Below are 26,811 nucleotides of genomic sequence, written 5' to 3'. Positions count from 1 at the left end.
TACTGCCTTGTCCGGTGTGTGGTGCCAACGGTCTGGAGGAAGTTCCGTTACCGATGGTTACTCAGGGGAGGGTGCCGCGGCGGCAGGGCCGACCGCGACGACGTCACCGATGATGATGACGGCCGGCGGGCGCACTTGCTCCGCCACGGCCCGCTCGGCGACGGTCGCGAGTGTCGCGTCGACGCGGCGCTGGGCGGCCGTGGTCCCTTCCTGGACCAGCGCGACCGGGGTCTCGGGGGACTTGCCGTGGGCCATGAGCGCACGGGCGATGGCGCCGATCTTGTCGACGGCCATCAGGAGGACCAGGGTGCCGCGAAGCCGGGCGACGGCCGCCCAGTCGACCAGCGAACGCTCGTCGTCGGGGGCGACATGGCCGCTGACCACGGTGAACTCGTGGGCGACCCCGCGGTGGGTCACCGGGATACCGGCCGCGCCCGGCACCGAGATCGAGCTGGAGATGCCGGGGACGACGGTGCAGGAGATGCCCTCGGCGGCGAGCGCCTGTGCCTCTTCCATACCGCGCCCGAAGACGAACGGGTCGCCGCCCTTGAGCCGGACGACGGCCTTGCCCGCCTTGGCGTGCTCGATCAGCGCGTTGTTGATCGCCTCCTGCGCCATGTAGCGGCCGTACGGGATCTTGGCGGCGTCGATCACCTCGACGTGCGGAGGGAGTTCGTCCAGCAGGTCGCGCGGGCCGAGCCGGTCCGCGATGACGACGTCGGCCTCGGCGAGGAGGCGGCGGCCGCGGACAGTGATCAGGTCGGGGTCGCCGGGGCCGCCGCCGACCAGGGCGACGCCGGGGGTCCGGGTGCGGTGGTGGGGTGCGGCGAGGGTGCCGTCGCGCAGGCCCTCGACGATGGCGTCGCGCACGGCGGCGGAGTGGCGCGGGTCGCGGCCCTGCCCGTCGGTGGTGAGCACGGCGACGGTGACACCCTCGCTGCGGCCGGTGGCGGGGGTCCAGGCGGTGGCGGCGTCCGCGTTGTCGCTGCGGACGCACCAGGTGCGGGTGCGCTCGGCCTCGGCGGAGGCGGCGTCGTTGGCCGCGGTGTCGTCGGACGCGATGAGCGCGTACCAGGTGTCCGCCAGGTCGCCGTCGGCGTACACCCGGCGCTCCCAGCGGATCTCGCCCGCATCCGCCATCGCCTCGACGGAGGGGGTGGCGGACGGCGACACGAGGACGATGTCCCCGCCGGCCGCTATGAGGGCGGGGAGGCGGCGCTGCGCGACCTGGCCGCCGCCGACGACGACTACACGGCGCCCGTTCAGGCGCAGTCCGACGGGGTACGCGGGGTGAACGGCGTGCTCGGCCATGGCGGTGCGGGCTCCTCGTGCGGTGCGGAGTGCGGGCCGCTACGGCAGTGGAGCGGCTGTGAGGTGCGGCTTTGTGGGGCGGGGTCCACGATACGGGGTGGCCGTGGGCGGGTGCGGTGCGTGGGGCGCTGTGCGGTGGGGCGGGGCGGCTCGGGGTGGGGCGCCTGCGGCGGGCCTGGTCCCCTGCCGCCCCCTCCCGTAACCGGGGCTCCGCCCCGGACCCCGCTCCTCAAACGCCGGAGGGGCTGGGATGCCCGAGGGGCTGGAGTGCCAAGGTGCCAGGCCGAGGGGGCTGGGCACGGGGGCAGCGCCCCCGTGCCCCCGCGTCCCGGTGCTACTTCTCCGTGACGCCCGCCGAGTCGAACGTCGCCACCTCGTGCATCGCGCGGGCCGCGCTCTGCACGATCGGCAGCGCCAGCAGCGCGCCCGTGCCCTCGCCCAGGCGGAGGTCCAGGTCGACCAGCGGTCGCAGGCCCAGCTTGTTGAGCGCGGCGACATGGCCGGGCTCGGCGCTGCGGTGGCCGGCGATGCAGGCCGCCAGGGCTTCCGGCGCGATGGCGCGTGCCACCAGGGCCGCGGCGCCCGCGCTGACGCCGTCGAGGATGACCGGCGTACGGAGCGAGGCCCCGCCGAGGAGGAACCCGGCCATCGCGGCGTGCTCCAGGCCGCCGACGGCCGCGAGCACGCCGATCGGATCGGCCGGGTCCGGCTGGTGCAGGTCGAGCGCACGGCGGACCACGTCGACCTTGCGGGCGTGCATCTCGTCGTTGATGCCGGTACCGCGACCGGTCACCTCTGCCGCGTCCATCCCGGTGTACACGCAGATCAGGGCGGCCGACGCCGTCGTGTTGGCGATGCCCATCTCACCGGTGAGCAGGCCCTTGTTGCCCGCCGCGACCAGATCGCGGGCGGTCTCGATACCGACCTCGATCGCCGCGAGGACCTCGTCACGGGTGAGTGCGGGGCCGGTCGTGAAGTCGGCAGTCCCGGCGCGCACCTTGCGGGGCAGCAGACCGGGCGTCGCGGGCAGCTCCGAGGCCACCCCGACGTCGACCACACACACCTCGGCGCCGACCTGGGCCGCGAAGGCGTTGCAGACCGCGCCGCCGCCGAGGAAGTTGGCCACCATCTGGCCGGTCACCTCCTGGGGCCAGGCCGTGACGCCCTGGGCGTGCACCCCGTGGTCGCCCGCGAAGATCGCGACGGCCGCGGGCTCCGGGATCGGCGGCGGACACATCCGGGAGAGCCCGGACAGCTGCGCCGAGATGATCTCCAGCATGCCGAGCGCACCGGCCGGCTTGGTCATCCGCTTCTGGCGCTCCCACGCCTCGCCGAGCGCCTTGGCGTCCAGTGGCCGGATGTTGGAGATGGTCTCCTGGAGCAGGTCGTGCGGCTCCTCGCCGGGCAGGGCGCGGCGGCCGTACGTCTCCTCGTGCACGACCCACGACAGCGGGCGGCGCTTGGACCAGCCCGCCTGCATCAGCTCGGGCTCCTCCGGGAACTCGTCCACGTAACCGACACAGAGGTACGCGACGACTTCGAGGTGCTCGGGCAGGCCGAGGGAACGGACCATCTCGCGCTCGTCGAAGAAGCTGACCCAGCCGACGCCGAGCCCCTCGGCGCGGGCGGCGAGCCACAGGTTCTCGACGGCGAGCGCCGAGGAGTACGGGGCCATCTGCGGCTGGGTGTGCCGGCCCAGGGTGTGGCGGCCGCCGCGGGTCGGGTCGGCGGTGACGACGATGTTGACCGGGGTGTCGAGGATCGCCTCGATCTTCAGTTCCTTGAACTGCTTGGCCCGCGCCTTGGGAAGCGACTTGGCGTAGGCGTCGCGCTGGCGCTGCGCCAGTTCGTGCATGGAACGGCGGGTCTCCGCGGAACGGATGACGACGAAGTCCCAGGGCTGCGAGTGCCCGACGCTGGGCGCGGTGTGCGCCGCTTCCAGGACGCGCAGCAGGACCTCGTGCGGGATCGGGTCGCCGCGGAAGCCGTTGCGGATGTCGCGGCGTTCCCGCATGACCCGCAGTACGGCCTCGCGCTCGGCGTCGTCGTAGCCGGGGGCCGGCGGCGAGGTGACGAGCACCTCCTCGGCCTCCTCGGCCTCGGCCTCGGCCTCCGGAACTTCGGCCGCTTCGGGTGCTTCAGGCGCTTCGGGGGCGTCCACGGCCGGGGTGCCGTTCACGGGCTCCGCCACGGTCCGCGACCGGACGGGCTCCGGCTGCACGGGCTCCGGGGCGTTCTGCGGCACGGCCGGTTCAGCCGGTCCGTCGGCCTGTTCGGCCTCCGGCACCTGTGCCGTGGCGGTTTCGGTGCTGCCCGTCAGGTCCGGGGTCTCGATGACCTCGGGGCCCGTCTCGGCCTCCGGCTCTGTTTCCAGCTCGGCTGCGGGTTCCGGGACGACCGCCTCAGTGATCTCTGCCGTCTCGGCGACCTCTGCCGCCTCGACCGCCACGGGCTCCATGGCGATCGCCTGGGGCTCGGGCGCGGCCTCCACGACCGTCTCGGGCTCCACCGGCTGCTCGACGACGGGCGTCGGGGCCAGGTGCGGGGCGGTCGGCAGCGAACCCTGCACCGGCACGAACCGGCCCAGGGAGGCGCCGTCCGCCACAGGCTCCACCGGCGGCGCCTCGGCCGGTGCCACGTCGGCCGGAGCCGCATCGACGGGTGCTGCCTCGACCGGCGCCGCTTCAGCAGGCGCCGCCTCGACAACAACCTCGACCGCTGCCGCTGCCGTCTCCGACGGGGCGTCCACCACAGGCTCCGCCACGATCTCGGCCGCCACCGGTACCGGGGCGGGTTCCTCGGCCACGACCGCTGCGGGCTCGACGGGCTGCACGACCGCTGCGGGCTCCGCAGGCTCTGCGGGCTGCACCGTCGGCACGGGTTCGGCGGCAGCCGTCTCCGGAACGACCGTTTCTGCCGACGGCGCCCCCGCCGTCGCCGGTTCCGCTTCCGCCACGGCCGGCGCGGCGGCCTGCTGCGGCGCCTGGGCCGCCCACTGGTTCCCGCCCTGCGGCGGGATCTCGCCGAGCTGCGGGCCCGGCAGCGCGGCCGATTCCTCGGCCGTCATCTCGAAGTACTCGGGTTCGGCGGTGGCCGGTCCCGCGTGCCGTGCGGGCGAGGGTGCCGGTGCGGGCGACTGGGCCTGCGGCGCGCCCGCCGGGCCCCGGTCGGCGAGCGAGCGGACCACGCCGCCCGACGTACCGCCGTAGGCCGCGCCCGGCTCGGGCGAGGCCGGGCCGCGGTGCAGCGGCCGGCGCACGGGCGCCTGGGTCTGCGCCACCGGCACCTGGGCCTGCGCCGCCACGGGGACGGGCGACGGGATGCGCACGCCGCGGAGGTCCACGGCACCCGAGTCGCGGCCGCCGGACTCATGGGTCCCCTGGCCGGTCTGCGGCAGCGGCTCGGCGGGCGCCTGCATGGCGTACGCCGGAACCTGGACCGGGGCCTGGAACTGCTGCTCCTGGAGCTGTACCGGGCCCTGGGGCTGTACCGGGCCCTGGGGCTGCGCCGGGTTGTCGCCCGGCAGCCGGGACTGGTGCTGCGCGACGGGCGGGGGCTGATACGCGCCCTGCTCGGGCAGGGGGGCCTGCGCGGCCACGCCGTCCGGGAACTGGCCGGGCACCGGGACGGCCTGAGGCTCGCTCCAGGCGCCCTGGGGGCTCGGCATCAGCAGAAGGTCGTCGTCCTCGGACGCGTGCTCGGAGGGATCGAGGAAGGTGTAGGCATCCGGGGCGGGGACGCCCGGCTGCTCCACCATGCCTGCGTTCTCCGGCAGTCCCTCGCCCGGGATCTGGCCGGTGTCACTCATGCGTACCCCTCGCCCATCGTCAGTGCTCCTTCGGCCCTTCGCCCGGAACGCCCGAACACGGCACACAGGCGCTCGTCCAATGGAACGAGCGGGCGCGCCGCGCGGCACGAAACGGTCGCGGACATACTGCATTCTCGCGGTCGTTCGCCGCCGCGGCAGCTCATTTCGCCACGGCTCGCTGTGGACTGCGCCACGTTGCGCGTCCCCCGGTTCTGCCGTACCACAACGAGGGCCAAAACGGTCCCCTTTTCCGGACATTGACGAACGAAGCGACGATGATCCGGGCGCGGTGCAACGATCGGCCAGCCTACCTCCCGCCGTGTGCCGACAGGGTCAGGGGGCGAGGTCCGACCGCAGTGCGGACAGCAGGAAGACGACCGAGCGTTCGCGCTCCGACCATGCGGACGTGTCGAGTTCGACGGACTGCAGGAGCGAGCAGGCGGCCGTGTATCCGTTCTCGGCGAGGGCGGCGCCCAGCGCCTCGGCCTCGTCCCGGGTCGAGGCATGGGTCACGATCCGCTCGGGCCTGCGGTCGGCGACGGCGGTGACGACGGGAACCCCGCCGCCGCCGATCCGTACGACATCGGGCTCGGGAAGTCGTTCCAGCACGTGCGGGGCGCGGCCCTGGACCACCTGGAGCTGGACCCCGAAGGCCCGTGCCGCCGTCGCGGTGCGGGCGCAGGCGTCCGGGTCGATGTCCACGGCCAGGACCGCCGCGCCGAACCGGGCCGCCTCCACGGCCAGGGCGCCGCTGCCGGAGCCGATGTCCCAGACCAGGTCGCCGGTCCGGGGCCCGAGGTGGGCGAGTTGCGCGGCGCGCAGCCCCGGGGACTCGCCCTCACCGCTCTCCCCCGCGAGGTTCTGGCCGTCGCCCCGGTAGGCACCGGCGGGCAGCGCCCAGCCCCGTACGCCCTGGGGGTAGGCGGGGTGGCGGCCCGCGATCCACGTTCCCTCGGCCCGCTGTTCGGGGCCGCCGCCGATGACGATGACGACGTTGGGGTCGCGCCAGACGTGGTCGGCGGCCTTCTCCGAGGTGACGACGGTGACCTGTTCGCGGGCGGTGCCGAGTTCCTCGCAGATGACGAACGTGCGGTGGACACCTTCGAGCAGCAGAGCGAGTTCGGCGGGTCCGGCGCCGGGCGAGGTGAGGACGGCGACCTTGTGGTGGGCGCGGCAGACGTTCACCGCGCGGCGCAGGGTGCGGGGGTGGGCGACGACGGTCTGGGCGTCCTCCCACGGCATGCCGGCGCGGGCGAAGGCGGTGGCGACGGCGGAGACGGCGGGCACCACTTCGACTTCGAGGCCGTGCTCGCGGGCGCGCAGACTGCGCACGACTCCGAAGAATCCCGGGTCGCCGTCGGCGAGGACCACGGCGCTGCCGCGGTGGCCGGCGATCCGCCGGGCGGCCAGGTCGATCGAGCCGAGCCGGATCCGTTCCGCGCCCTGCGGTACTTCGGGCAGTGCGAGGTGGTGGGCGGCTCCGGCGACGAGCGTGGCGGCCGAGAGCGCGGCGGTGGCCGCTCTGGTCAGTGGTGAGCCGTCCCAGCCGATCACTGTGACCCGGTCGGCCATCTGTTGTCAGTCTCCTGGAGTTGGTGCAGGCGGGGCCGGTCGCCCCGGGGCGGTCACGGCGGGATCACCTGGTCCGTGCCGGTAGGGCGCCGAGCCGGGGAAAGGTCAGTTCCAGTCGTTGTACGTACCGTATCCACCGGCGTCGGCGAGCTGCTCGGCGACTCCCTCGAGGTCCTCGGGGAGCAGGCCCCAGACGATCAGATCGGTTCTGATGTCGGCCCATCCTCCGTCCTCGGTCTGTGAGCGGGCTATGCGGGCGTTGCGCAGGATTCCCTCGCTGATGCAGCCGAGCTTCTGGGCGACCTGCTGGGAGGCGGTGTTGTCGGCGGCGGTGCGCAGCTCGATCCGCTCGAAGCCCTGGTCGCGGAAGAGCCACTGGGCGAGGGCCAGCACGGACTCGGTGGCGTATCCCTCACCGCGCGCCCAGGGGGCGGTGATGTAGGCGGCCTCGGTGGCCAGGGTCCGCCAGTCGGTGTTGTGCAGCCGGACCGAGCCGACGAGGCGCTGGGTGAGGAACTCGGTGACGGCGAAGACGATGCCGTCACCCTTGGTGCGCTGTGCGGGAGCGATCCTGCGGACCCAGCGTTCGGCGTCGACCTGGGTGTAGGGGTGGGGTGCCTCGGTCCAGGCGGTGACGAGTTCGTCGTTCATCATCTCGATGTACGCGGGGACGTCCGCCATGTCGAAGGGGCGCAGCACCAACCGATCCGTGCTGATGGAGATGTCCGGAAAGGTGGAAGTCATGCGCAGCTCCATGCCGAAGACCGTGTAAAGGCACAGCATGCAGCATCGGGCGGGGCTTGTGCATGGGCGGGTCCGCACGACGGAGCCCCGCGCACCCGGGCGGGGTGTGCGGGGCTCGTCGGGCAAGTGCCGTGCGGGGGTCAGGACTTGGCTGCGGAACCGAAGGCCGGGATGACCGACCCCTGGTAGCTGTCCTCGAGGAACTTCTTGACCTCGTCGGAGTGGAGGAGCTTCACGAGCTTCTGGACGCGGGCGTCCTGCTCGTTGCCCTTCTTCACGGCGACGATGTTGGCGTACGGGTTGCCGTCGGCCTTTTCGAGCGCCAGGGCGTCCTTGGCCGGCTTGAGCTTGGCCTCGATGGCGTAGTTGCCGTTGATGACGGCGGCGTCGACGTCGTTCAGGGCGCGGGGGACGGTTGCGGCCTCCAGCTCCTTGAACTTGAGACCCTTCTTGTCGGTGATGTCGCTCAGCTTGGCGCTGGTGCCGACGCCGTCCTTGAGGGTGATCAGGCCGTTGCCCGCGAGCAGCTGGAGTGCGCGGCCCTCGTTGGTGGTGTCGTTCGGTACGGCGATGGTCTGGCCGGACTTGATGTCGCCCAGGTCCTTGACCTTCTTGGAGTAGAGACCAAGGGGCTCCAGGTGCACGGTGCCGACGGAGACCAGATGGGTGTTGTTCTTCTTGTTGAAGTCGTCGAGGTAGGGCTGGTGCTGGAAGAAGTTGGCGTCGACCTGGCCGGTTTCGGTGGCGGTGTTCGGCAGGACGTAGTCCGTGAACTCCTTGACCTCCAGCTTGAGACCGGCCTTGTCCGCCAGGTTCTTCTTGACGAAGTTCAGGATGTCGGCGTGCGGCGTCGGGGACGCGGCGACGACGAGGGCCTTGGAGGTGTCGGCCTTGGCGCCGGTCTCGCCCTTGGACGCCGGGTCGGAGTCCGTACCGCAGGCGGTGAGGCCGAAGGCGAGGGCGGCGGTGGCGGCGGCAGCTGCGGTGATCTTGATGTTCTTGCGCACGAAGAGTGCCTCTTTCGGATGGTGATGGTGGTACGCCCGGACAAGGAGTGCGGGCTGTGGGGAGGAGAAGTCTCAGGAGGTGGTGCGGCCGCGGCGGGCCAGCAGGCGTACGGCTCCGTCGCCGATCAGCTGGATCACGGTCACGATGACGATCAGCAGCGCGACGGTGATGAGCATGAACTGGTTGTCGAAGCGCTGGAATCCGTAGGTGACGGCCTTGGAGCCGAGCCCCTCGCCGCCGACCGCGCCGGCCATCGCGGAGTAGCCGATGAGCACGATGACGGTGGTGGTGACGCCGGAGACGAGGGACGGCAGCGCCTGCGGCAGCAGGACCTTGCGGACGATCGTCGGGATGGATCCGCCCATGGACTGGACGGCCTCGACGAGCCCGTGGTCGACCTCGCGGACCGCCGTCTCGACGAGCCGGGCGAAGAACGGGATGGCCCCGACGGCGAGTGGCACGATCATCGCGGTCGGGCCGATGAAGGTGCCGACGACCCAGGTGGTGAAGGGGATCAGGGCGATCAGCAGGATGATGAACGGCAGCGAGCGGCCGATGTTCACGATCGCGCCGATGACCTTGTTCACCGGGGTGTTCCGCAGCAGGCCGCCCTTGTCGGTGAGGACGAGCAGGACGCCGAGCGGCAGTCCGACCAGGACGGTGACGACCGCGGACCACAGCACCATGTAAAGGGTGTCGACGGTGCCCTGCGTCAGCAGCGGCTGCATTTCGGACCAGGTCACTTCGCCACCTCCTTGGTGAGCGGTGCGGGAATCAGGGCGGGGGCGGGAGCGGAGTCGGTGTTGTCCGAGTCCTCGACGAGCTCGGCCTGCAGGCCCTGCTCGCGCAGGAAGCCGATGGGCACGACGTTCTCCTCGAACCGGCCGGGCAGCTCGATGCGCATCCGGCCGATCTGCTTGCCGCCGACGGTGTCCATCGCGGCACCCAGGATCGAGATGTCGATGTTGTACGTGCGGGAGAGCTGCGAGATCACCGGCCGGGCGGCGGCCTCGCCGTGGAAGGTGACGTCGAGGACCGTGTGGTCGGGACCGGAGGCGCTGCCGCCGACCGGGAACAGTTCATGGGCGAGTTCGGAGCCGGGGGTGGCGAGCAGTTCGCCCACGGTGCCGGACTCGACGATGCGGCCCCTGCGCATCAGCGCGGCGGAGTCGCAGACCGTCTTGACGACATCCATCTCGTGCGTGATGAGCAGGACGGTGAGGCCGAGCTGCTGGTTGAGGTCGCGCAGCAGCTGGAGGATGGAGCGGGTGGTCTCGGGGTCCAGCGCCGAGGTCGCCTCGTCGGAGAGCAGCACCTTGGGGTCGCCGGCGAGTGCGCGGGCGATGCCGACGCGCTGCTTCTGGCCGCCGGAGAGCTGGCCGGGGTACGCCTTGGCCTTGTCGGCGAGGCCGACCAGGTCGAGGAGTTCGAGGGCCTTGCGGGACCGTTCGCGGCCGGCGACGCCGAGGATCTCCAGCGGGAGTTCGACGTTGCCCTGCACGGTGCGGGAGGCCAGCAGGTTGAAGTGCTGGAAGACCATGCCGATGCGGCTGCGCGCCTCGCGCAGCTCCCTGCCTGCCCGGCGGCCCCGGCCCGCGAGGGCCGTGAGGTCCTGGCCGGCCACGGTCACGGTGCCCGAGGTGGGGCGCTCCAGCAGGTTGACGCAGCGGATCAGGGATGATTTCCCGGCGCCGCTCTGTCCGATGACGCCGTACACCTCGCCCTCGCGGACATGCAGGTCGACGCCGTCCAGAGCGGTGGTCTCACGGTCGCGCGACTGGTAGACCTTCGTGAGGCCCGTAGTGGTGATCACAGGGGTTTCCGTCACTGTCGAGTGCGCGGCGCGGTGTCCGCCGGGCACGGGGCATTCGTCCGGTGAGACTGTTCGGACGTTCGATCGGACGTTTCGAGCGGGGATCTCGGCACGGCCCGGCCCGGCGCGATCGTGACCGCGGGGCGGCGTGCCGGGGCAGGCTCGTTCCGCTGGGTGCGGACGGCTCGGGCTCGGTCTCGCTTCGGGGCGCGAGGCTCAGGCGGGGGCCCTCAGAAGGCGCGCATTCGACACATACAACGAGCACCGGGCGTGGTGATCGCCTCGGTCGCAAGGATGCGGCTGCTCGTCGTGGTCATGTCCCAAGTAAAACAGACGTAACGTTCCGCCTGAACCGGTTGTCCGAATAGCGGACGACCGTGGATGACGTTCCAGCCCGTCCTTCGTGGCCACCGTGATTTCCAGACCCAACGCTGTGACCTGCACCGATACAAGGGGTGGGCCCTCGGTGACCCCGTCGGCCACCGGTCCGGGCCGCTCGTGGTCTGTGGCCAAGGCCACGGTGCTCGCGCGGCAGGGCGGCGGCGTGGAGCTTCGTGTTCACCGGTCGCCGTCGTCCAGGTACGGGGGCGCACGCGGCGGGCGGCCCGGCCCGTAATACCCTCGGCTCATGCTTGACGCCCTGACGATCGCGGTCGGCGTGGCCGCCCTCGCCCTCGCCGCCTGGTGCGGATTCGCCGCCTACCGGGACCAGCCGACCAAGGACTGGCACTTCATCGGGATGGCCGTGGTCTCGCTGCTCGCGCTGGCCCAGCTGGTGGTGGGGATCGTGCAGATGGCCCGCGGCCAGCGGCCGGAGCAGGGCATGACCATCTTCATCGCGTATCTGATCGGGGCCTTCCTCGCCGTACCGGCGGCGGGGTTCCTGTCGCTGAGCGAGCGGACCCGGTGGGGTTCGGTGACGGTGGCGGCGGGCGCGGTCGTACTGGCCGTTCTCGAAGTACGGCTCTACGACATCTGGGGAAACTGACCGTGACCGACACCGATCGCACCCCCGCGGCAGCCACCGGCGAGAAGCAGCCCTTCGACCTCGGCACCGGTCCGGGCCGGGTACTGGTCTGGTTCTACGGCGTGTTCACCGTGGCGGCGGCGTCCCGTTCGATCGTCCAGATGATCCTGGACTTCGGGAAGGCGCCGCTCGCCTATGTGCTGTCGGCCGTCGCCGCGCTCGTCTACGGCTTCATCACGTATTCACTGGTGCGCGGCGGGGAGAAGGCGCGCAGGACGGCGCTGGTGTGCTGCGCCGCCGAACTCGCCGGGGTACTGATCGTGGGGACGTGGACGCTGGCCGACCCTTCCGCGTTCGCGGACGCCACCGTCTGGTCGGACTTCGGCGCGGGCTACCTGCTCATCCCGGTGATCCTGCCGGTCACCGGGATGATCTGGCTGCGCCGCGCGAGGACCGCGTAGCCGCCGGACGGAGTCAGGCGCTGGTCACGTACTCGGCGGCCGAGGCCTCCTTCTCCAGCAGGATCATCCGCACACCGTCCTGGCCGGTGGCGTTGCCCACGGGGGCGTAGCCGGCCCGGCGGTAGAGCCGCAGATTGCTCTCGCTGAGGTGTCCGGTGTGCAGCCGGAAGCGGGTGGCCGACCGCTGGCCGGCGAGGCCGGACTCCGCCGCCCGCAGCAGCCGGGCGCCCAGACCGTGCCCCTGGAGCCTGGGGTGGACGCAGAGCCGCCCGATCTGCCCGATGCCGTCCTGATCCGCTGATCCCCGTACCGAACCGACGACTTCCTCACCGAGCCGGGCCACGAACACCAGGGCCGTGGCGATTTCGGCGCGCAGCGAGTCGAGGGTCTCGACGAGCGGGTCGATCCGGTAGTTCCCGTACAGCTCCGCCTCACTCTGAAAACAGAGGTACTGGAGTTTCAAGATCTGCTCGGCGTCCTGTGTGTCTGCCGCCGAGATGATCACGCTCATGCCCATCCGCGCACGCCTCCCGCTCATCTGATCCGCCGGTTGTCTACCGCTCCTTTCCCCGCAGTTCAGGAGCTACAACCTCCGCCGCCAGCATTCTGCGCAGACATCCAAGGCATCGGGAACGGATCGGGCCCAAACTCCCCTGTGACATACCCAACTCCCCTGCGATCTCGCGGTAGGTGGGATCGCTCGGGGCGAGCATCGCGCTCAGCAGGCGTGCGCAGCGGGCGGGGAGCCGGTCCACCGCCGCGCGCAGCACCCGGCGTTCGTCGGCGCCGGCGAACGCCCGCTCGGGGCAGCCGGCCGGATCGGGGGCGGTCTCGTCACGGTAGGGCCGTTCGTGCCGGGCGGTGCGGCGGGCCCGGCGGGCCTCCCCCCGCACGGTGTCCCGCACCCAGCGGGCGGCGTCGGCCGGCGGCCCCTGCTCCGGCAGCCGCTCCAGCAGACGTAGCCAGACGGCCTGTTCGAGGTCGGCGGGGTCGACGGCGGCGCCGGTGGCCGAGGCCGCCGCTTCGGCGCCGGCCTCGGCGCTGACCAGCGGATACAGGGTCCGGACGACGGCCGCCGGGGCCTGCGTGGGCAGCGCCGCGGGAAGATCGAGAAGCGTCATGCACCCACCCGACGCGCTTCCGCGCCGACCGGTTGCCGAACCGGTGGAGCACCACCCGACCGGGGCACGCCCCGGCCGGTTGCTGACGGGACCGTGCCCCCGACGGCCATCGCCCGGGGCGGGCGCGCTACTTGCCCGCGAAGTCCGCCGCCGCGAGCAGCGCCGTGTCCGGGTTGTCGGAGAAGATCCCGTCGATGCCCGTCGCGAAGTACGCGGCGAAGGCGCCGAACGCGTCGCCGTACGCGTTGGGGTCCGTACCGCGCCGGAAGTCGGCGGGCAGGAAGGTGTTCTCGTTGCGCATCGTGTACGGGTGCAGGATCAGCCCCTGGGCGTGCGCGTCGCGTACCAGGGTGGTGGGCTCGGCGAGCCTGCCGGAGCCGTCCTTGGGGATGATCAGGTCCAGGGTGGGGCCGATGCCCTGGGCGAAGGACGCCATCCACTTCAGGCCCGCGGGCTTCACCAGGTCGTCGGTGGTGCGCGGGTCTCCGCTCGCCTTGAGGTCCCAGGGCTGGGTCCCGGCGCCCGAGAGCAGGACGACGCGCGGAGTGGCGACGAGCTTCGACAGCCGCTGGATGCTGCTGGGCTCGAAGGACTGGAGGATGAGCGGCGACTGCGCGCGGTGGCGGTTGTAGCGGCGCAGCAGCTTGACGAGCGGTTCCTCCAGCCCGAGGCCGAGGCCGCGGAAGTAGGTGGGGTGCTTGGTCTCGACGTACAGCCAGACCGGCTTTCCGCGCCTGCGGCCCTCGCGGTCGGCCCAGCGCAGGACCTCCTCGAAGGTGGGGATCTCCCAGCGGCCGTCGTACAGGGTGTTCTTCTGGCGGTTGCCCGGGATGCGCTCCTTGGCGCGCAGCGTCTTCAGTTCGGCGAGGGTGAAGTCCTCGGTGAACCAGCCGGTGAGCGGGACGCCGTCGACCGTCTTCGTGGTCCTGCGGCTGGCGAACTCGGGGTGGGCGGAGACGTCGGTGGTGGCGGTGATGTCGTTCTCGTGACGGCAGACGAGGTGGCCGTCCCTGGTCGGCACCAGGTCCTGCTCGATGATGTGCGCGCCCATGTCGAGGGCCAGCTGGTACGAGCCGAGCGTGTGCTCGGGGCGGTATCCGCTGGTGCCCCGGTGCCCGATGACGGTCGGCACCGGCAGGTCGAGGCGGTGTCCGGAACCGCCGTGGCCGCCGGACCGTTCCACGGTGGTCCCGGCGGCCCGCGCCGTGCCGGTCAGGCCGATGGCCGCGGTACCGAGTACCGCGGCTCCCACGCCCATGACGGCCCGTCGTCCGGGAATGGCCTGCACACGCTCTGTCATGAATGCTCCTCGCATATGATGTCCCGCACCTGTCGAGCGAGGCCCGAGCGTAGGCAGCGTGGCGGTCCGGACGGCGGCAGCTGGACCAACATGGCGCAAACACACGTCAACACTGTGTATCCACCGCGTGTACCCGATGTGCGATCAGCGAGTACCCGCGAGTATCGTCCTCACCTGCATGGACCGCTCAATCCGTCGCTCGGCCGGCCCGGCCACTACACCGGAGGAACCGTTGTCCCGACTCGCACTCATCAAGGCAGTGCTCGGACCGATCCTGCGCCTGATGTTCCGGCCGCGGATGGAAGGCATCGAGAACATTCCGGGATCCGGGCCGGTGATCCTCGCGGGAAACCACCTCACGTTCATCGACTCGATGATCATGCCGATCTGCTGCGACCGTCCGGTGTTCTTCATCGGCAAGGACGCGTACGTCACGGGCAAGGGCCTCAAGGGCCGCCTGATGGCCTGGTTCTTCACCGGCGTCGGCATGATCCCGGTGGACCGGGACGGCGGCCGCGGTGGTGTCGCGGCGCTGATGACGGGCCGTCGGGTGCTGGAGGAGGGCAAGGCCTTCGCGATCTACCCGGAGGGGACCCGCTCTCCCGACGGCCGTCTCTACCGGGGCCGTACGGGCATCGCGCGGCTGACGCTGATGACGGGTGCGCCGGTCGTGCCGTTCGCGATGATCGGTACGGACAAGCTCCAGCCGGGCGGCTCCGGTGTGCCCCGGCCGGGCAAGGTCACGGTCCGTTTCGGTGAGCCGATGGAGTTCTCCCGCTACGAGGGCATGGACCGCGACCGCTATGTGCTGCGGGCGGTGACGGACTCCGTGATGGCCGAGGTGATGCGGCTGTCCGGCCAGGAGTATGTCGACATGTATGCGACGAAGGCCAAGGCCGCCTGAGCCGACGCGGGCAACGCGTCGAGGACATGTGGAAGGGCCCGTACCCCGGTTGGGGGTACGGGCCCTTCCACATGTCGGTTCCACCCGTCCGGCCCAGGGGCGGCCGGGCCGGGCGGGACGTATGCGGACCCGCCCTAGTCGTGCACGATGCCTTCCTCGAGCTCCTGGCCGCGCAGCAGGAACCAGGCCGCGACCGCCGTCGCCAGCAGGACGGCCGCGCCGACGGCCGAGGCGAGCCGCAGCCCCTCGACGAACGCGTCCTGGGCGGCGGAGACCAGGGCGGTCCCCTGCTGCTCCGTGAGCGTCTTGGCCGCTTCGACGGCGCCGCCCAGTGATTCGTGGGCGGCCGACGAGGTGGGAGCCGGTACCCCCGCCGGAGTGGCGAAGTCCTGGTAGACCCCGGTGACGATGGAGCCGAGCAGGGCGATGCCGAGAGCGGCTCCGAGCTCGTACGCCGTCTCGGAGACCGCGGACGCGGAGCCCGCGTGCTCCTTCGGGACGCTGGAGAGGATCACGTCGGAGGTCACCGTGAAGGCGAAGCCCGCGCCCACGCCCACGACCAGCAGGAGAGCGCCGATCAGCGGATAGGCGGTGTCCTTGTGGATCGCGGCGACCGCGGCCAGCGACAGGCCGATCGCCGCGAGGCCCCCGGCCACCACGGACCGTACCGAGAAGCGGCGGGCGACGACTCCGGCCAGCAGGCCCGCGGTGACCGCGCCGACGGCCGCGGGCAGTTCGGCGAGTCCCGCCTCCAGCGGTCCGCGCCCCTGGACCAGTTGCAGGAACTGGGAGAGGAAGAAGACCAGGCCGGACAGCCCGAGGATGGTCAGCAGATCGGCGAGCACCGCGCCGGAGAAGCCCCGGTGGTGGAAGAGCCGCATGTCCAGCAGCGGCGCGGGGAGCCGAAACTGACGGCGTACGAACCAGACGAGCGCGGCCGCTCCCCCGATGCCCGCGAGCGCGACCGGCCAGCTCCCTCCGTGCGCCGCCAGCTCCTTGATGGCGTACACGACTCCGATCATGCCGACGAGCGAGAGGCCGACGCTGACCACGTCCCACGGGCCGGGCGCGGGGTTCTTCGACTCGGGGATCAGCTTGATCCCGACGACGACGAGCACCGCCATGACCGGCAGGTTGATCAGGAAGACCGAGCCCCACCAGAAGTGCTCCAGAAGGAAGCCGCCGACGACGGGGCCGACCGCCGCACCCGCCGAGGCCATCGCCCCCCAGATGCCGATGGCGAGGCTCCGTTCGCGCGCGTCGTGGAAGATGTTGCGGATCAGGGCGAGGGTGGACGGCATCAGAGTGGCGCCGGCGACGCCCAGCAGGGCCCGCGCCAGGATCATCATCTCGGCGCTCTGCGCATAGGCGCAGAGCACCGAGACCAGGCCGAAGGCGGTGGCTCCGCAGAGCAGCAGCTTCTTGCGGCCGATGCGGTCACCGAGGCTGCCCATGGAGACCAGGAGTCCGGCGATGACGAAGGAGTAGACGTCACCGATCCAGAGCAGCTGGGTGCCGGTGGGCTCCAGGTCCTCACTGAGGAACGGGGTCGCCAGGCCGAGCACGGTCGCGTCGATGGCCACCAGCAGCACTGCGAGCACGAGCACGGACAGCGCGACCCACCGCCCGGGGCGGCGCAGCTCGGTCGGGGGCTCCGGGTGCTGTTCCATGCTGCTCATTGCTCCACGCTCCGGCGTGCGCCGCCGAGCAGCAACTCGACGATCATGTACTGGAAGTCCTGTGCGGCCACCCGGCCCACCTGGACGGCCCAGGCGCCGGTGCCGATGAGCCCGTAGAGGGCCTCGGTCAGCCAGGCGGGGGTCAGATCGATCCGGATTTCGCCGCGCTCCTGGCCGCGCCGGAAGAAGGCGGAGACCCGGGCGTCCAGCCGGTCCCAGCCTTCGTTCAGCGCGTCGCCCTCGAAGAGCTGGTTCTCGGACACGAGGAAGGAGAGAAGCCCGGCGCTCGGTTCGACGGCCGCGACGAAGCGGCGCAGCGCCTCCTGCGAGGTGCCCCGGTCGAGCTCGGCGGCATCGATCGCCGCTTCGAACTCCTGGATGCCCAGGTTCTCCAGCGCCCTGACCAGGGCGTCCCGACCGGCGAAGTGCCGGTGCAGGGTGGCGCGGCCGATACCCGCGGCCTTGGCGACCTCGTCCATGGTGGCGGTCGATTTACGGGTCAGCAGGGCGGCGGCGCTGCGCAGCACCTGCTCACGATCGAGAGTCATGAGACGAGAATAACCCACATGAGACGTTGATGTCTCACTCGGGTCGCCGACAGGACCCTCGCAGGCCGGGATGCCGCCATGCGCCGACGGGTGGAAACGAGGCGGCCGTTCAACTGGTCGCTGGTGTCCCGCACTTCGGCGAACAGGGGCTCAGAGGGCCGGCACATCCATGAGGCCGGACCGCGGGCCGGTGCCCAGGCGCATTCCCGGAGGTCGGCGACCGCCCAGCAGGAACGGGGATTCGGCTCGCGCGGTGAGGGATCCGGCTGGCGGTCATCCGGCCATGGCGACGGGCGGGCGGAGAGCCGGCGAAGGCCCCGTATCGTGGCGGTCAGCCCCGGGTGTGCCGGGCTCCGGCCGGAGGGTCGTGAGCACGAACCCACTCCTTGCCACTTTTAACTTATAGCGCATGGGGGGGCTTGCGGCAAGACCCGGGTCATGGCGCAGAATCATCGGCCGAGACCAGATTTTCGCGGAGATGGGTGAGTCAAGAAGTGCGTGTGCTGTTGTCGGCCTGCGGATCCCGCGGGGACGCCGAACCGCTGCCTGGGCTCACGGTGCGGTTGCGGGCACTCGGCGCGCAGGTGCGGGTGTGCGCGCAGCCGCCGTCCCCGCTGCCCCGGTACGCGGCCGCGTCGATCGCCGGCCCGCTCGGACGGCGCTCCCGGAGGCCGCCGCGCCCCCTGCCCGGGTCCGGGTGAACCGCCCGGAACCACCGAGCCAGGACCAGGTACCCGAGAACCCGTAAACCCTGGCGACCCGAACCGGCAACCAGCCACGGCGTCCACCGCAGACGGAACTCTGCCCGTCGTGGCCACCAGGTACGTCGCGCCGGTCCAGGCGCCCTGCTGCGCGCATCGACTGCAAGCGGCCCCAGATCGGAGCTGATGACGTGAATCCCCTGACCACCAGCGCGTTCGACCTTCCCGACCGCCTCTCCCCCAAGGCCGACCCGGCGCTGATCGCCGGCGACGAAGAGCACTTCGCGGCCGTCGCGGAGTGCCTCGACGAATCGATCGCCGAGCTGACCGAGCGCCTCGCCGCCGAGCGCAGGACACCCGGCGGTGCGGGCCGGCAGGCGATGGACCGGGACGTGGAGATCCACCGGCTGACCGCCCGCCTGCGTGCACTGCGCCGCTTCGGTCTCGACCTGTGCCTCGGGCACATGGTCGCGGAGGACGACCCCGAGCCCCTGTACATCGGACGGCTCGGCCTTACGGACAGCTCGGGCCGTCGGCTGCTCATCGACTGGCGCTCCCCCGCGGCCGAGCCGTTCTTCGGAGCCACCCACGCCAACCCGATGGGGCTGGCCAGCCGCCGCAGATACCGCTGGACCCGCGGCCGGATCAGCGACTACTGGGACGAGGTGTTCACCTCGGAGGGGTTCGCCGGGCACGCCGCGCTCGACGACCAGTCCGCCTTCATCGCCAGCCTGGGCAGCAACCGGTCGGCCCGGATGCGGGACGTACTCGGCACCATCCAGGCCGACCAGGACGCCATCATCCGCGCGGGGTCCCGCGGCGCTCTCGTCGTCGACGGGGGTCCGGGCACGGGCAAGACGGTCGTCGCCCTGCACCGCTCCGCCTACCTGCTCTACTCCGACCCCCGTCTCGGTCACCGCCGGGGCGGCGTGCTCTTCGTCGGTCCGCACCAGCCCTACCTGGGCTACGTCGCCGACGTCCTGCCCAGCCTCGGGGAGGAGGGCGTGCAGACGTGCACCCTGCGGGACCTCGTGACCGAGGGAGCCGCGGCAGGGGCCGAGGCCGACCCCGAGGTGGCCCGGCTGAAGTCCTCCAGGAATCTGGTGGCGGCGATCGACGCGGCCGCCCGGTTCTACGAGGAGCCGCCCACCAAGGGGATGACGGTCACGACCCACTGGTCCGACATCCAGCTCAGCGCCGGCGACTGGGCCGTGGCGTTCGAAGCGGCGGAACCCGGTACTCCGCACAACGAGGCGCGCGACCAGGTCCGCGACGAGCTGCTCACGATCCTGGTCGACAAGCACGAGGGCGACGTCTCGGACGAGGTGCTCCGCAAGTCGCTGCTGAGGAACCGGGAGCTGCTCACGACCTTCGACCGCGCGTGGCCGCTGCTCGAAGCGGCCGACGTCGTGGGGGACCTCTGGTCGGTCCCCGCCTACCTGCGCAAGTGCGCTCCCTGGCTCAGCCGCGACGAGGTGTCGCAGCTCCAGCGGGAGAAAGCCCAGGCGTGGACGGTGTCCGACCTGCCGTTCCTGGACGCGGCACGGCAGCGGCTGGGCGACCCTGAGGCGTCACGGCGCAGCCGTCGGCACCAGGCCGCCCTCGCCGCCGACCGCGAGCACATGGACAAGGTCATCGACACCCTGTTGCAGGCGGACGACGACGGTGAGGGTGCGGTGACGATGCTGCACGGAAAGGACCTCCAGGAGGCCCTGGTCGACGACAGCGGGGCGCCCGGCACCGAACCGGACCTGCTCGCCGGCCCGTTCGCGCACATCGTCGTGGACGAGGCCCAGGAGCTGACCGACGCGGAGTGGCAGATGCTGCTGATCCGTTGCCCGTCCGGGAGCTTCACCATCGTCGGGGACCGTGCCCAGGCCCGGCACGGGTTCACCGAGTCCTGGCAGGAACGGCTGAGGCAGATCGGGCTCGACCGGATCAACCTGGCCTCCCTGAGCATCAACTACCGGACGCCGGAGGAAATCATGGCGGAGGCCGAGCCGGTCATCCGGGCCGTGCTCCCGGACGCCAATGTGCCGGCCTCCGTCCGCAGCAGCGGGCTCCCCGTCGCGCACGGTTCCGCCGCGGACCTGGGCCAGGTGCTGGACACCTGGCTCGCCGCGCACGCCGACGGGATCGCCTGCGTCGTCGGCGACCCGACGTTCCGGTCGACGCCCCGGGTCCGGTCGCTGCCTCCGGAGCTGACCAAGGGGCTCGAGTTCGACCTGGTCGTCCTCATCGACCCGGAGACGTTCGGCGAGGGCATCGAAGGAGCGGTCGACCGGTATGTCGCGATGACCCGGGCGACCCAGCAACTCGTCATCCTCACCAGCCCCTGACGCCGGGAGCGCGTGTTCGTCCGCTCCCGGCCGGGGCGTGGTCCACGGTGCGGGCCATGCCGTCGAAGGGCGCGGCCTGGACGCGGCGAACCCGTCGGATGCGACCGCCGTGCCCGGACCCGCTCCGCCGGGCGGCTCAGCTCCACGGCAGCGACGCGCGGTGCCGCCAGTACGCCTCCGGCTCCTCCACCAATGCGTCCAGCCGGCCGCGTCGCTCCTCGTCGAGGTCGAGGACGGCCGCGTGGAGGTTGCCGGCGAGCTGGGTGACGGTCGCGGCGCCGGAGAGCACGACCCCGGCCCACGGCTGGTGCAGCACCAGCGCCAGGGCCACCGCGTCGCTGCCCAGCCCCTCCTCGGTGGCGATCTCCCGCACCACGGCGGGGGCCTCCGTTCCCGCGAGCCGGCCGTTGGCCATGGCCTCCTTGACGATCACGGTGAGTCCGGCGGCGTGGGCGTCGGCCAGTGCCGGTCCGGCCGAGGTCTCCAGTGCGTTGTAGGTGGCCTGGACCGTACGGAAGAGGGGCTCGCCGTCGACCGTGACGGCGAGGGCGGCCCGGATGGCGTCTGCCTGTGCGGGCCCGCTCGTGGAGAGGCCGACGCTCACTCCTTCGGCGGCGAGCGCGGCGAGGCGGGCGTGCAGTTCCTTGTCCGTCAGGGCCGGGCTGTCCGCGGTGACGGAGTGGATCTGGTAGAGGTCGAGCCGGTCGCCGAGCAGCGCGGCGGTCTCTGCGCGCTGGCGCTCGTAGGCGGCGAGGCTGTGGTCCTTGACCTCGTGCGCCTCGGCGTCGACGCTCCAGTCGGCGGTGTAGGTGTAGCCCCACTTGCTCCCGATGACAACGTCACGCACCTCGGGCCGGGCCGTCAGCCAGTCGGCGAGGAACTCCTCCGAGCGGCCGTAGGAGCGGGCCGCGTCGAAGTAGCGGACGCCCTGTGCGTAGGCGGCGTCGAGCAGTTCGTGCGTGCGGGAGCGCAGGGCGTCGGCGGTGCGCTCGTCGGGCAGGTCGCGGTCGCGGTGGAGATTGATGTAGCCGGGCCTGCCGACCGCTGCCAGGCCGAGCCCGATGTGGGCGGTCGCAGTGGTGGTGCTGGCCAGTCGGGCGAAGGGCATCGCGGGCTCCTCGTGGTCGGTGGGGAACGCAGCCTGGGTCGGTCCGGCCGCGATCCGCCGGACAGGCCGCAGCGCCTGCCCGGAACCGGTCCGCCGGACAGGCCCTACGACCCAACGTAGCCCGCGATGCCGGTCGGCTACCTGGTGGCAGTCGCCCAGGCGTGCTGCGTGGCGAGGTCCGCCTTGACCTCGGCCAGCTGGACGGCGACCGCGGAGGGCGCCGTGCCGCCGCGGCCGTTGCGGGAGGCCAGCGCGCCGGCCACGTCGAGGACCGAGCGGACCTCGGGGGTGAGGTGCTCGGAGATCTTCGCGAACTGCTCGTCGGTCAGCTCGTCGAGCTCGATGCCGTGCCGCTCGCACTCCTTCACGCACTCGCCGGCGACCTCGTGGGCGACGCGGAACGGCACACCCTGCTTGACCAGCCACTCGGCGATGTCGGTGGCGAGCGAGAAACCGGCCGGGGCCAGCTCCTCCATGCGCTCGCGGTTGACGGTGAGCGTGGCCATCATGCCGGTGAAGGCGGGCAGCAGGACTTCGAGCTGGTCGCAGGAGTCGAAGACCGGCTCCTTGTCCTCCTGGAGGTCGCGGTTGTACGCGAGCGGCAGGGCCTTCAGCGTGGCCATCAGTCCGGTGAGGTTGCCGATGAGCCGTCCCGACTTGCCCCGCGCCAGTTCGGCGATGTCGGGGTTCTTCTTCTGCGGCATGATCGAGGAGCCGGTGGAGAACGCGTCGTGGAGGGTGACGAAGGAGAACTCCTTCGTGTTCCAGATGATGATCTCCTCGGCGATCCGGGAGAGGTTGATGCCGATCATCGCGGTGATGAACGCGAACTCGGCGACGAAGTCCCGCGAGGCCGTGCCGTCGATGGAGTTGGCCACCGACCCGCGCTCGAAGCCGAGGTCGGCGGCGACCGCCTCCGGGTCGAGGCCGAGCGACGAACCGGCGAGCGCGCCCGAGCCGTACGGCGAGACGGCGGTCCGCTCGTCCCACTGGCGCAGCCGCTCGGCGTCCCGGGACAGGGGCTGCGCATGGGCCAGGATGTGGTGGGCGAAGAGCACCGGCTGGGCGTGCTGGAGGTGTGTACGGCCGGGCATGGCCACGTCCGGGTGGGCCTCGGCGATGCCGACCAGGGCGTCCTGCAACTCGGCGACGAGGCCGCCGATGATCCGGGCGTGGTCGCGCAGGTACATCCGGAAGAGCGTGGCGATCTGGTCGTTGCGGGAGCGTCCGGCCCGCAGCTTGCCGCCGAGGTCGGGGCCGAGCCGCTCCAGCAGACCGCGCTCGAGGGCGGTGTGGACGTCCTCGTCGGCGATGGTGCCGGTGAACGAACCGTCGGCGACGTCCGCCTCCAGCTGGTCGAGGCCGGCGGTCATCCGCTTCAGCTCGTCCTCGGTGAGAAGGCCCGCCTTGTTGAGGACACGCGCGTGGGCACGGGAGCCGGCGATGTCGTACGGCGCGAGGCGCCAGTCGAAGTGGACGGACGCGGACAGCTTGGCCAGCGCCTCGGCCGGACCGTCGGCGAAACGGGCGCCCCAGAGGCGTACGTCGCTGTTGCCGTTGCCGTTGCCGTTGCTCACTGCGTGCTCCTCGGAAGAACAAGGGGGTGGATGTGCGACCGCCTCCCCGCTCGGGCGGCCGGGGAGGCGGTGACGTAACGGGGAGGGGTCAGGCCAGGTCACGCTTGGCGGCGATCTTCGACGAGAGGCCGAAGATCTCGATGAAGCCCTGCGCCTTGGACTGGTCGAAGGTGTCGCCGGAGTCGTACGTGGCGAGGTTGAAGTCGTACAGCGACTCGCTGGACTTCCGGCCGGTGACGACGGCGCGGCCGGCGTGCAGGGTCATCCGGACGTCGCCGGTGACGTGCTGGTTGGCCTCGTTGATGAAGCCGTCCAGAGCGCGCTTGAGCGGGGAGAACCACAGGCCGTCGTAGACCATCTCGCCCCAGCGCTGCTCGACCTGCCGCTTGTAGCGGGCCAGTTCGCGCTCGACGGTGACGTTCTCCAGCTCCTGGTGGGCGGTGATCAGCGCGATCGCGCCCGGCGCCTCGTACACCTCGCGGGACTTGATGCCCACGAGCCGGTCCTCGACCATGTCGATCCGGCCGATGCCCTGGCCGCCGGCCCGCTCGTTGAGCTGCTGGATGGCCTGGAGCACGGTGACGGGCTTGCCGTCGAGGGCGACCGGCACCCCCTCCTCGAAGGAGATGACGACCTCGTCGGCCTCGCGCGGGGTGGCCGGGTTCGCGGTGTACTCGTAGATGTCCTCGATCGGCGCGTTCCAGATGTCCTCCAGGAAGCCCGTCTCGACCGCGCGCCCGAAGACGTTCTGGTCAATGGAGTACGGGGACTTCTTGGTGGTCGCGATCGGGAGGTCCTTCTCCTCGCAGAAGGCGATCGCCTTGTCCCGGGTCATCGCGTAGTCGCGGACCGGGGCGATGCACTTCAGATCGGGGCCGAGCGTGGAGATACCGGCCTCGAAGCGGACCTGGTCGTTGCCCTTGCCGGTGCAGCCGTGGGCGACGACGCTCGCGCCGTGCTTGTTCGCGGCGGCCACCAGGTGCTTGACGATGGCCGGCCGGGAGAGCGCCGAGACCAGTGGGTAGCGGTCCATGTAGAGGGCGTTGGCCTTGATCGCCGGGAGGCAGTACTCCTCGGCGAACTCGTCCCTGGCATCAGCGACCTCGGCCTCGACCGCACCGCAGGCGAGTGCGCGCTTGCGGATGATGTCCAGGTCCTCGCCGCCCTGGCCGACGTCCACCGCGACGGCGATGACCTCGGCGCCCGTCTCCTCGGCGATCCAGCCGATGGCGACGGAGGTGTCCAGGCCACCCGAGTAGGCGAGTACAACACGCTCAGTCACGGGATTCTCCTCACGGTGCGATCACTCGTAGGTATAACTATGCGCTCCTCCGTATGGTTTGTCAAAATTGCAGGTGAGGGGCGCGTGGAAGGCTCCCGTGGCGCCGATACTCCCTGGCTGGACGCCGCTGGGCGGCGGCCATGCCGTGGGCGCCGGTGACGGAACCCGCGCGCCGGCCGGCTGGTCCGGCCTCACTTCCGCCAGAACAGGTGGTGCGTCACGCCGCTCGGACTGGGCACGACGTCCTGGTGGAACCGGTCGAGCAGCTCATCGGGGGACTCCCACAGCCGGGCCCCGGAGCCGAGCTCTGTCGGCGAGACCGCGACATGCAGGGTGTCGACGAGGTCGGCCTCGAGGAACTCCCGGATGATTGTGGCCCCACCGCCAAGCCGGACGTCCTGGCCCTGCGCCGCCTCCTTCGCCTGGGCGAGCACCGCGGCCGGGTCGCCGTCGACGAAGTGGAACGTGGTGTCGGAGAGCGTGAACGACGGGCGCCTGTGGTGCGTCATGACGAACACCGGCGTGTGGAACGGGGGCTCGTCACCCCACCACCCCTGCCACTCGTGGTCCTGCCAGGGCCCGCGCTGCGGCCCGAACTTGTTGCGGCCCATGATCTCGGCGCCGATGTTGCGGGCGTAGTCCCGCGTGAAGTAGTCGTCCAGACCTCGGCCACCGGGTTCGGAGCGCTTGATGGGTGGGTGGTCGGTGGCAAAGGCCCAGGCGAGCAAGTTCCCCGGATCGGCATGGCCGAACGGCTTCTCGAGGCTCTGGCCCTCACCGGCGCCGAACCCGTCACTCGAGACGGTGAAGTTCTGGACCCGCAGCAACTGGCTCATGTCGCTCCTCCTGCTTCGCGCTTTCTGATCACTTGACGAACGGTAGACCGGCCGGGCCGGGAAAACTCATCGCCGCATCGTGCAGTTCTCATCGAGCTCCCGCAGCCGCGTACGGCCGCGGCCCGGCGTGCCGGCTCGCGGTTGGCCACCGGCACCTCGATCGCCTGGCGGTGCGTCAGCTCCACCCGGGAATCGGGCGGGCAAAGGCCATCGACGTACGGGGCCGGCATCGACCTACGGCACACACGGGAGGGGCAGCCATGGCCACGGACCACGCGGCGGCGGTACGACTGGCCCGGGGCCGGCCGTACCTGTCCCACCGGCTGAAATCCCCCCGCTCCCCCGGCAACCGGAGGAGATACTCGAACACATGGGAAAGACATACGCACGCATCGACGGACGGCTGCGGACCTTCATCGAGGAACAGCACATCTTCTTCACGGCGACCGCGCCGCTGGACGGCGACGGCACGGTCAACCTCTCCCCCAAGGGCGTCAGCGGTTCCTTCGTGGTTCTCGACGAGCTGCGGGTGGCGTACCTGGACTTCGCCGGGAGCAATGCGGAGACCGTGGCGCATCTCCGCGAGAACGGCCGCATCACCCTGATGTGGTGCGCCTTCCAGGGTCCGCCGAACATCGTGCGGGTGCACGGCCGCGGCGAGCCGGTCCTCCGTGACGACCCCCGCTTCCCCGCTCTGCTCGGACGGTTCGGCGAGGTGGACCACACCCGGCACGGGCTGCGCGCGATCATCGTGGTGACGGCGGAACTGATCCGGGACACCTGCGGATACGCGGTCCCCAACATGTCGTACGACGAGGACCGGTCGCTGCACGCCCAGCGCTTCGCGCGTGAGGACGACGCCTCGCTCAGCGCCTACTTCGAGAAGAAGGAGCACGTCGCCACCAGCATCGACGGGCTGCCGGGGCTGCCGCTCCCGCTGCCCGCCATGCCGCCCGCGCGGTGAGCGGTTGGGCCGTACGGAGCAGGTGCGCAGGTGGTGCCGTACGGGCCGGACTACGGTCCGGGACATGCGCAGATGTCTGGTGACCGGTTCGGTACTGCTCGCCCTCGTCGGCCTGACCGGGGCCCGGCCCCCTGCGGCCCAGCCGCTGCCGCAGCGGCTGGCCGACACGGGTGGCGGCTCCCAGCTGATCACGGCCGAGGCCTCCGCCACGGGGGCCACCACGGGCACGGTCACCTGGTGGAGCAGGCGCTCCGGACGCTGGGTGGCGGCCGGCTCGGCGCCCGCCCGGTTCGGGGCGAACGGGCTGACCGAGGGGGCGTCGCGCAAGCAGGGCACCGACACCACGCCCACCGGGCTGTACGACCTGCCGTACGCCTTCGGGGTGGCGGCGGCCCGGCCCGGCACCCGCTACTCCTACCGCCGGGTCCACAAGGGGTCCTGGTGGTGTCAGGACAACGCGGCGCGGGCGTACAACCGGTGGGTGGAGCCGCGGCCCGCCGACTGCCGGCCCTCCGAGGCCGAGCGACTGATCACGTATCCGGCGCAGTACGTCCGTGCGCTGGTCGTGGGGTTCAACTACCACCGTCCGGTGCGCGGGCGGGGGGCCGGGATCTTTCTGCATGTCAACGGGCGGGGCGCGACCGCCGGTTGCGTCTCCGTACCGGCGGTCGCGATGGACCGGATCCTGGCCTGGGCCGATCCGGCCCGTCATCCGCACCTCGCGATCGGAACCCGCTCGGGCCCGACCGCGATCACGCGTTACTGACC

The 26,811-nt window shown here is 71.5% G+C and carries 22 protein-coding genes; 6 read left to right on the top strand and 16 right to left on the bottom strand.

Going from position 1 to position 26,811, the window contains the following annotated elements; genetic code table 11:
* Window positions 1–57: 57 nt before the first annotated feature.
* From cobA to OG322_RS31790, 7 genes are all read right to left on the bottom strand, one after another.
* Complete coding sequence (cobA, locus tag OG322_RS31820; RefSeq protein ID WP_329307306.1) at window positions 58–1,311, bottom strand: uroporphyrinogen-III C-methyltransferase; 1,254 nt, start codon at window positions 1,309–1,311, stop codon at window positions 58–60.
* 334 nt (window positions 1,312–1,645) lie between these two features.
* Window positions 1,646–5,119: a nicotinate-nucleotide--dimethylbenzimidazole phosphoribosyltransferase gene (gene cobT, locus OG322_RS31815; RefSeq protein ID WP_329307305.1), complete on the bottom strand. Its 3,474-nt coding sequence runs from the start codon at window positions 5,117–5,119 to the stop codon at window positions 1,646–1,648.
* Between the two features lie 333 nt (window positions 5,120–5,452).
* Window positions 5,453–6,691, bottom strand: coding sequence for a precorrin-6y C5,15-methyltransferase (decarboxylating) subunit CbiE (cbiE, locus tag OG322_RS31810; protein WP_266412521.1), 1,239 nt, complete (start codon window positions 6,689–6,691; stop codon window positions 5,453–5,455).
* A gap of 105 nt (window positions 6,692–6,796) precedes the next feature.
* The gene (locus OG322_RS31805) at window positions 6,797–7,474 is read right to left on the bottom strand and encodes a GNAT family N-acetyltransferase (protein WP_024488847.1); all 678 of its coding nucleotides are present in this window, start codon (window positions 7,472–7,474) and stop codon (window positions 6,797–6,799) included.
* A gap of 101 nt (window positions 7,475–7,575) precedes the next feature.
* Complete coding sequence (locus OG322_RS31800) at window positions 7,576–8,442, bottom strand: MetQ/NlpA family ABC transporter substrate-binding protein (RefSeq protein ID WP_123468486.1); 867 nt, start codon at window positions 8,440–8,442, stop codon at window positions 7,576–7,578.
* Between the two features lie 72 nt (window positions 8,443–8,514).
* On the bottom strand, window positions 8,515–9,186 hold the full coding sequence (locus tag OG322_RS31795; RefSeq protein WP_123468488.1) for a methionine ABC transporter permease: 672 nt from the start codon (window positions 9,184–9,186) through the stop codon (window positions 8,515–8,517).
* Window positions 9,183–10,256, bottom strand: a complete 1,074-nt coding sequence (locus tag OG322_RS31790) for a methionine ABC transporter ATP-binding protein (protein ID WP_329307304.1) — start codon at window positions 10,254–10,256, stop codon at window positions 9,183–9,185. Before OG322_RS31790 ends, OG322_RS31795 begins: the two co-directional genes overlap by 4 nt.
* A gap of 628 nt (window positions 10,257–10,884) precedes the next feature.
* On the opposite strand from OG322_RS31790, the gene OG322_RS31785 reads away from it, so the two are divergent.
* Window positions 10,885–11,244 carry a hypothetical protein gene (locus tag OG322_RS31785; RefSeq protein ID WP_123468492.1) on the top strand — a complete coding sequence of 120 codons (360 nt, stop codon included), beginning with the start codon at window positions 10,885–10,887 and terminating at the stop codon, window positions 11,242–11,244.
* 2 nt (window positions 11,245–11,246) lie between these two features.
* Window positions 11,247–11,684 carry a hypothetical protein gene (locus tag OG322_RS31780; protein ID WP_123468494.1) on the top strand — a complete coding sequence of 146 codons (438 nt, stop codon included), beginning with the start codon at window positions 11,247–11,249 and terminating at the stop codon, window positions 11,682–11,684.
* Between the two features lie 13 nt (window positions 11,685–11,697).
* Here the strand turns inward: OG322_RS31780 and OG322_RS31775 are convergent, their stop codons facing one another.
* From OG322_RS31775 to OG322_RS31765, 3 genes are all read right to left on the bottom strand, one after another.
* Window positions 11,698–12,201 carry a GNAT family N-acetyltransferase gene (locus OG322_RS31775; protein ID WP_266413222.1) on the bottom strand — a complete coding sequence of 168 codons (504 nt, stop codon included), beginning with the start codon at window positions 12,199–12,201 and terminating at the stop codon, window positions 11,698–11,700.
* Between the two features lie 37 nt (window positions 12,202–12,238).
* Window positions 12,239–12,805, bottom strand: coding sequence for a sigma-70 family RNA polymerase sigma factor (locus tag OG322_RS31770; protein WP_266412516.1), 567 nt, complete (start codon window positions 12,803–12,805; stop codon window positions 12,239–12,241).
* 127 nt (window positions 12,806–12,932) lie between these two features.
* Window positions 12,933–14,105 (bottom strand): glycerophosphodiester phosphodiesterase, encoded by a 1,173-nt coding sequence (locus OG322_RS31765; RefSeq protein WP_329307303.1) that lies wholly within the window; start codon window positions 14,103–14,105, stop codon window positions 12,933–12,935.
* 232 nt (window positions 14,106–14,337) lie between these two features.
* On the opposite strand from OG322_RS31765, the gene OG322_RS31760 reads away from it, so the two are divergent.
* A complete protein-coding gene (locus OG322_RS31760; RefSeq protein WP_123468502.1) occupies window positions 14,338–15,009 on the top strand; it encodes a lysophospholipid acyltransferase family protein in 672 nt (223 codons plus the stop codon).
* A gap of 134 nt (window positions 15,010–15,143) precedes the next feature.
* Here the strand turns inward: OG322_RS31760 and OG322_RS31755 are convergent, their stop codons facing one another.
* A complete protein-coding gene (locus tag OG322_RS31755) occupies window positions 15,144–16,688 on the bottom strand; it encodes an MFS transporter (RefSeq protein ID WP_123468504.1) in 1,545 nt (514 codons plus the stop codon).
* Window positions 16,685–17,236 (bottom strand): TetR/AcrR family transcriptional regulator, encoded by a 552-nt coding sequence (locus tag OG322_RS31750; RefSeq protein ID WP_124286529.1) that lies wholly within the window; start codon window positions 17,234–17,236, stop codon window positions 16,685–16,687. The genes OG322_RS31755 and OG322_RS31750 overlap by 4 nt, the downstream gene beginning before the upstream one ends.
* 892 nt (window positions 17,237–18,128) lie before the next feature.
* Between OG322_RS31750 and helR the strand changes: the two genes are divergently transcribed.
* Complete coding sequence (gene helR, locus OG322_RS31745; protein ID WP_329307302.1) at window positions 18,129–20,276, top strand: RNA polymerase recycling motor ATPase HelR; 2,148 nt, start codon at window positions 18,129–18,131, stop codon at window positions 20,274–20,276.
* A gap of 136 nt (window positions 20,277–20,412) precedes the next feature.
* Here the strand turns inward: helR and OG322_RS31740 are convergent, their stop codons facing one another.
* From OG322_RS31740 to OG322_RS31725, 4 genes are all read right to left on the bottom strand, one after another.
* Window positions 20,413–21,384, bottom strand: coding sequence for an aldo/keto reductase (locus OG322_RS31740; RefSeq protein ID WP_123468512.1), 972 nt, complete (start codon window positions 21,382–21,384; stop codon window positions 20,413–20,415).
* Window positions 21,385–21,521: 137 nt separating this feature from the next.
* Window positions 21,522–22,961 carry an argininosuccinate lyase gene (gene argH, locus OG322_RS31735; RefSeq protein ID WP_329307301.1) on the bottom strand — a complete coding sequence of 480 codons (1,440 nt, stop codon included), beginning with the start codon at window positions 22,959–22,961 and terminating at the stop codon, window positions 21,522–21,524.
* A gap of 88 nt (window positions 22,962–23,049) precedes the next feature.
* Window positions 23,050–24,243 (bottom strand): argininosuccinate synthase, encoded by a 1,194-nt coding sequence (locus OG322_RS31730; protein WP_123468516.1) that lies wholly within the window; start codon window positions 24,241–24,243, stop codon window positions 23,050–23,052.
* A 191-nt stretch (window positions 24,244–24,434) separates the two neighbouring features.
* A complete protein-coding gene (locus tag OG322_RS31725; protein WP_123468518.1) occupies window positions 24,435–25,079 on the bottom strand; it encodes a dihydrofolate reductase family protein in 645 nt (214 codons plus the stop codon).
* A 370-nt stretch (window positions 25,080–25,449) separates the two neighbouring features.
* Here OG322_RS31725 and OG322_RS31720 point away from each other — a divergent pair, with 370 nt between their 5' ends.
* Both OG322_RS31720 and OG322_RS31715 read left to right on the top strand, forming a co-directional pair.
* On the top strand, window positions 25,450–26,043 hold the full coding sequence (locus OG322_RS31720; RefSeq protein WP_123468520.1) for a pyridoxamine 5'-phosphate oxidase family protein: 594 nt from the start codon (window positions 25,450–25,452) through the stop codon (window positions 26,041–26,043).
* A 64-nt stretch (window positions 26,044–26,107) separates the two neighbouring features.
* The gene (locus OG322_RS31715; protein WP_123468522.1) at window positions 26,108–26,809 is read left to right on the top strand and encodes a L,D-transpeptidase family protein; all 702 of its coding nucleotides are present in this window, start codon (window positions 26,108–26,110) and stop codon (window positions 26,807–26,809) included.
* Window positions 26,810–26,811 lie beyond the last annotated feature (2 nt).

It is taken from the genome of Streptomyces sp. NBC_01260 (assembly GCF_036226405.1).
In the GTDB taxonomy this organism is placed as follows: Bacteria; Actinomycetota; Actinomycetes; order Streptomycetales; family Streptomycetaceae; genus Streptomyces; species Streptomyces laculatispora.
This window is presented reverse-complemented; position numbering and strand designations above follow the sequence as displayed.

Excerpts from the sequence above, each read along its gene's own strand:
- OG322_RS31720 (WP_123468520.1), top strand. The coding sequence starts at position 25,450 with ATGGGAAAGACATACGCACGCATCGACGGACGGCTGCGGACCTTCATC.
- cobT (WP_329307305.1), bottom strand. The coding sequence starts at position 5,119 with ATGAGTGACACCGGCCAGATCCCGGGCGAGGGACTGCCGGAGAACGCA.
- OG322_RS31740 (WP_123468512.1), bottom strand. The coding sequence starts at position 21,384 with ATGCCCTTCGCCCGACTGGCCAGCACCACCACTGCGACCGCCCACATC.
- OG322_RS31725 (WP_123468518.1), bottom strand. The coding sequence starts at position 25,079 with ATGAGCCAGTTGCTGCGGGTCCAGAACTTCACCGTCTCGAGTGACGGG.
- OG322_RS31805 (WP_024488847.1), bottom strand. The coding sequence starts at position 7,474 with ATGCTGTGCCTTTACACGGTCTTCGGCATGGAGCTGCGCATGACTTCC.
- OG322_RS31715 (WP_123468522.1), top strand. The coding sequence starts at position 26,108 with ATGCGCAGATGTCTGGTGACCGGTTCGGTACTGCTCGCCCTCGTCGGC.
- OG322_RS31785 (WP_123468492.1), top strand. The coding sequence starts at position 10,885 with ATGCTTGACGCCCTGACGATCGCGGTCGGCGTGGCCGCCCTCGCCCTC.
- OG322_RS31755 (WP_123468504.1), bottom strand. The coding sequence starts at position 16,688 with ATGAGCAGCATGGAACAGCACCCGGAGCCCCCGACCGAGCTGCGCCGC.
- OG322_RS31775 (WP_266413222.1), bottom strand. The coding sequence starts at position 12,201 with ATGGGCATGAGCGTGATCATCTCGGCGGCAGACACACAGGACGCCGAG.
- OG322_RS31765 (WP_329307303.1), bottom strand. The coding sequence starts at position 14,105 with ATGACAGAGCGTGTGCAGGCCATTCCCGGACGACGGGCCGTCATGGGC.
- OG322_RS31750 (WP_124286529.1), bottom strand. The coding sequence starts at position 17,236 with ATGACTCTCGATCGTGAGCAGGTGCTGCGCAGCGCCGCCGCCCTGCTG.
- cobA (WP_329307306.1), bottom strand. The coding sequence starts at position 1,311 with ATGGCCGAGCACGCCGTTCACCCCGCGTACCCCGTCGGACTGCGCCTG.
- cbiE (WP_266412521.1), bottom strand. The coding sequence starts at position 6,691 with ATGGCCGACCGGGTCACAGTGATCGGCTGGGACGGCTCACCACTGACC.
- OG322_RS31770 (WP_266412516.1), bottom strand. The coding sequence starts at position 12,805 with ATGACGCTTCTCGATCTTCCCGCGGCGCTGCCCACGCAGGCCCCGGCG.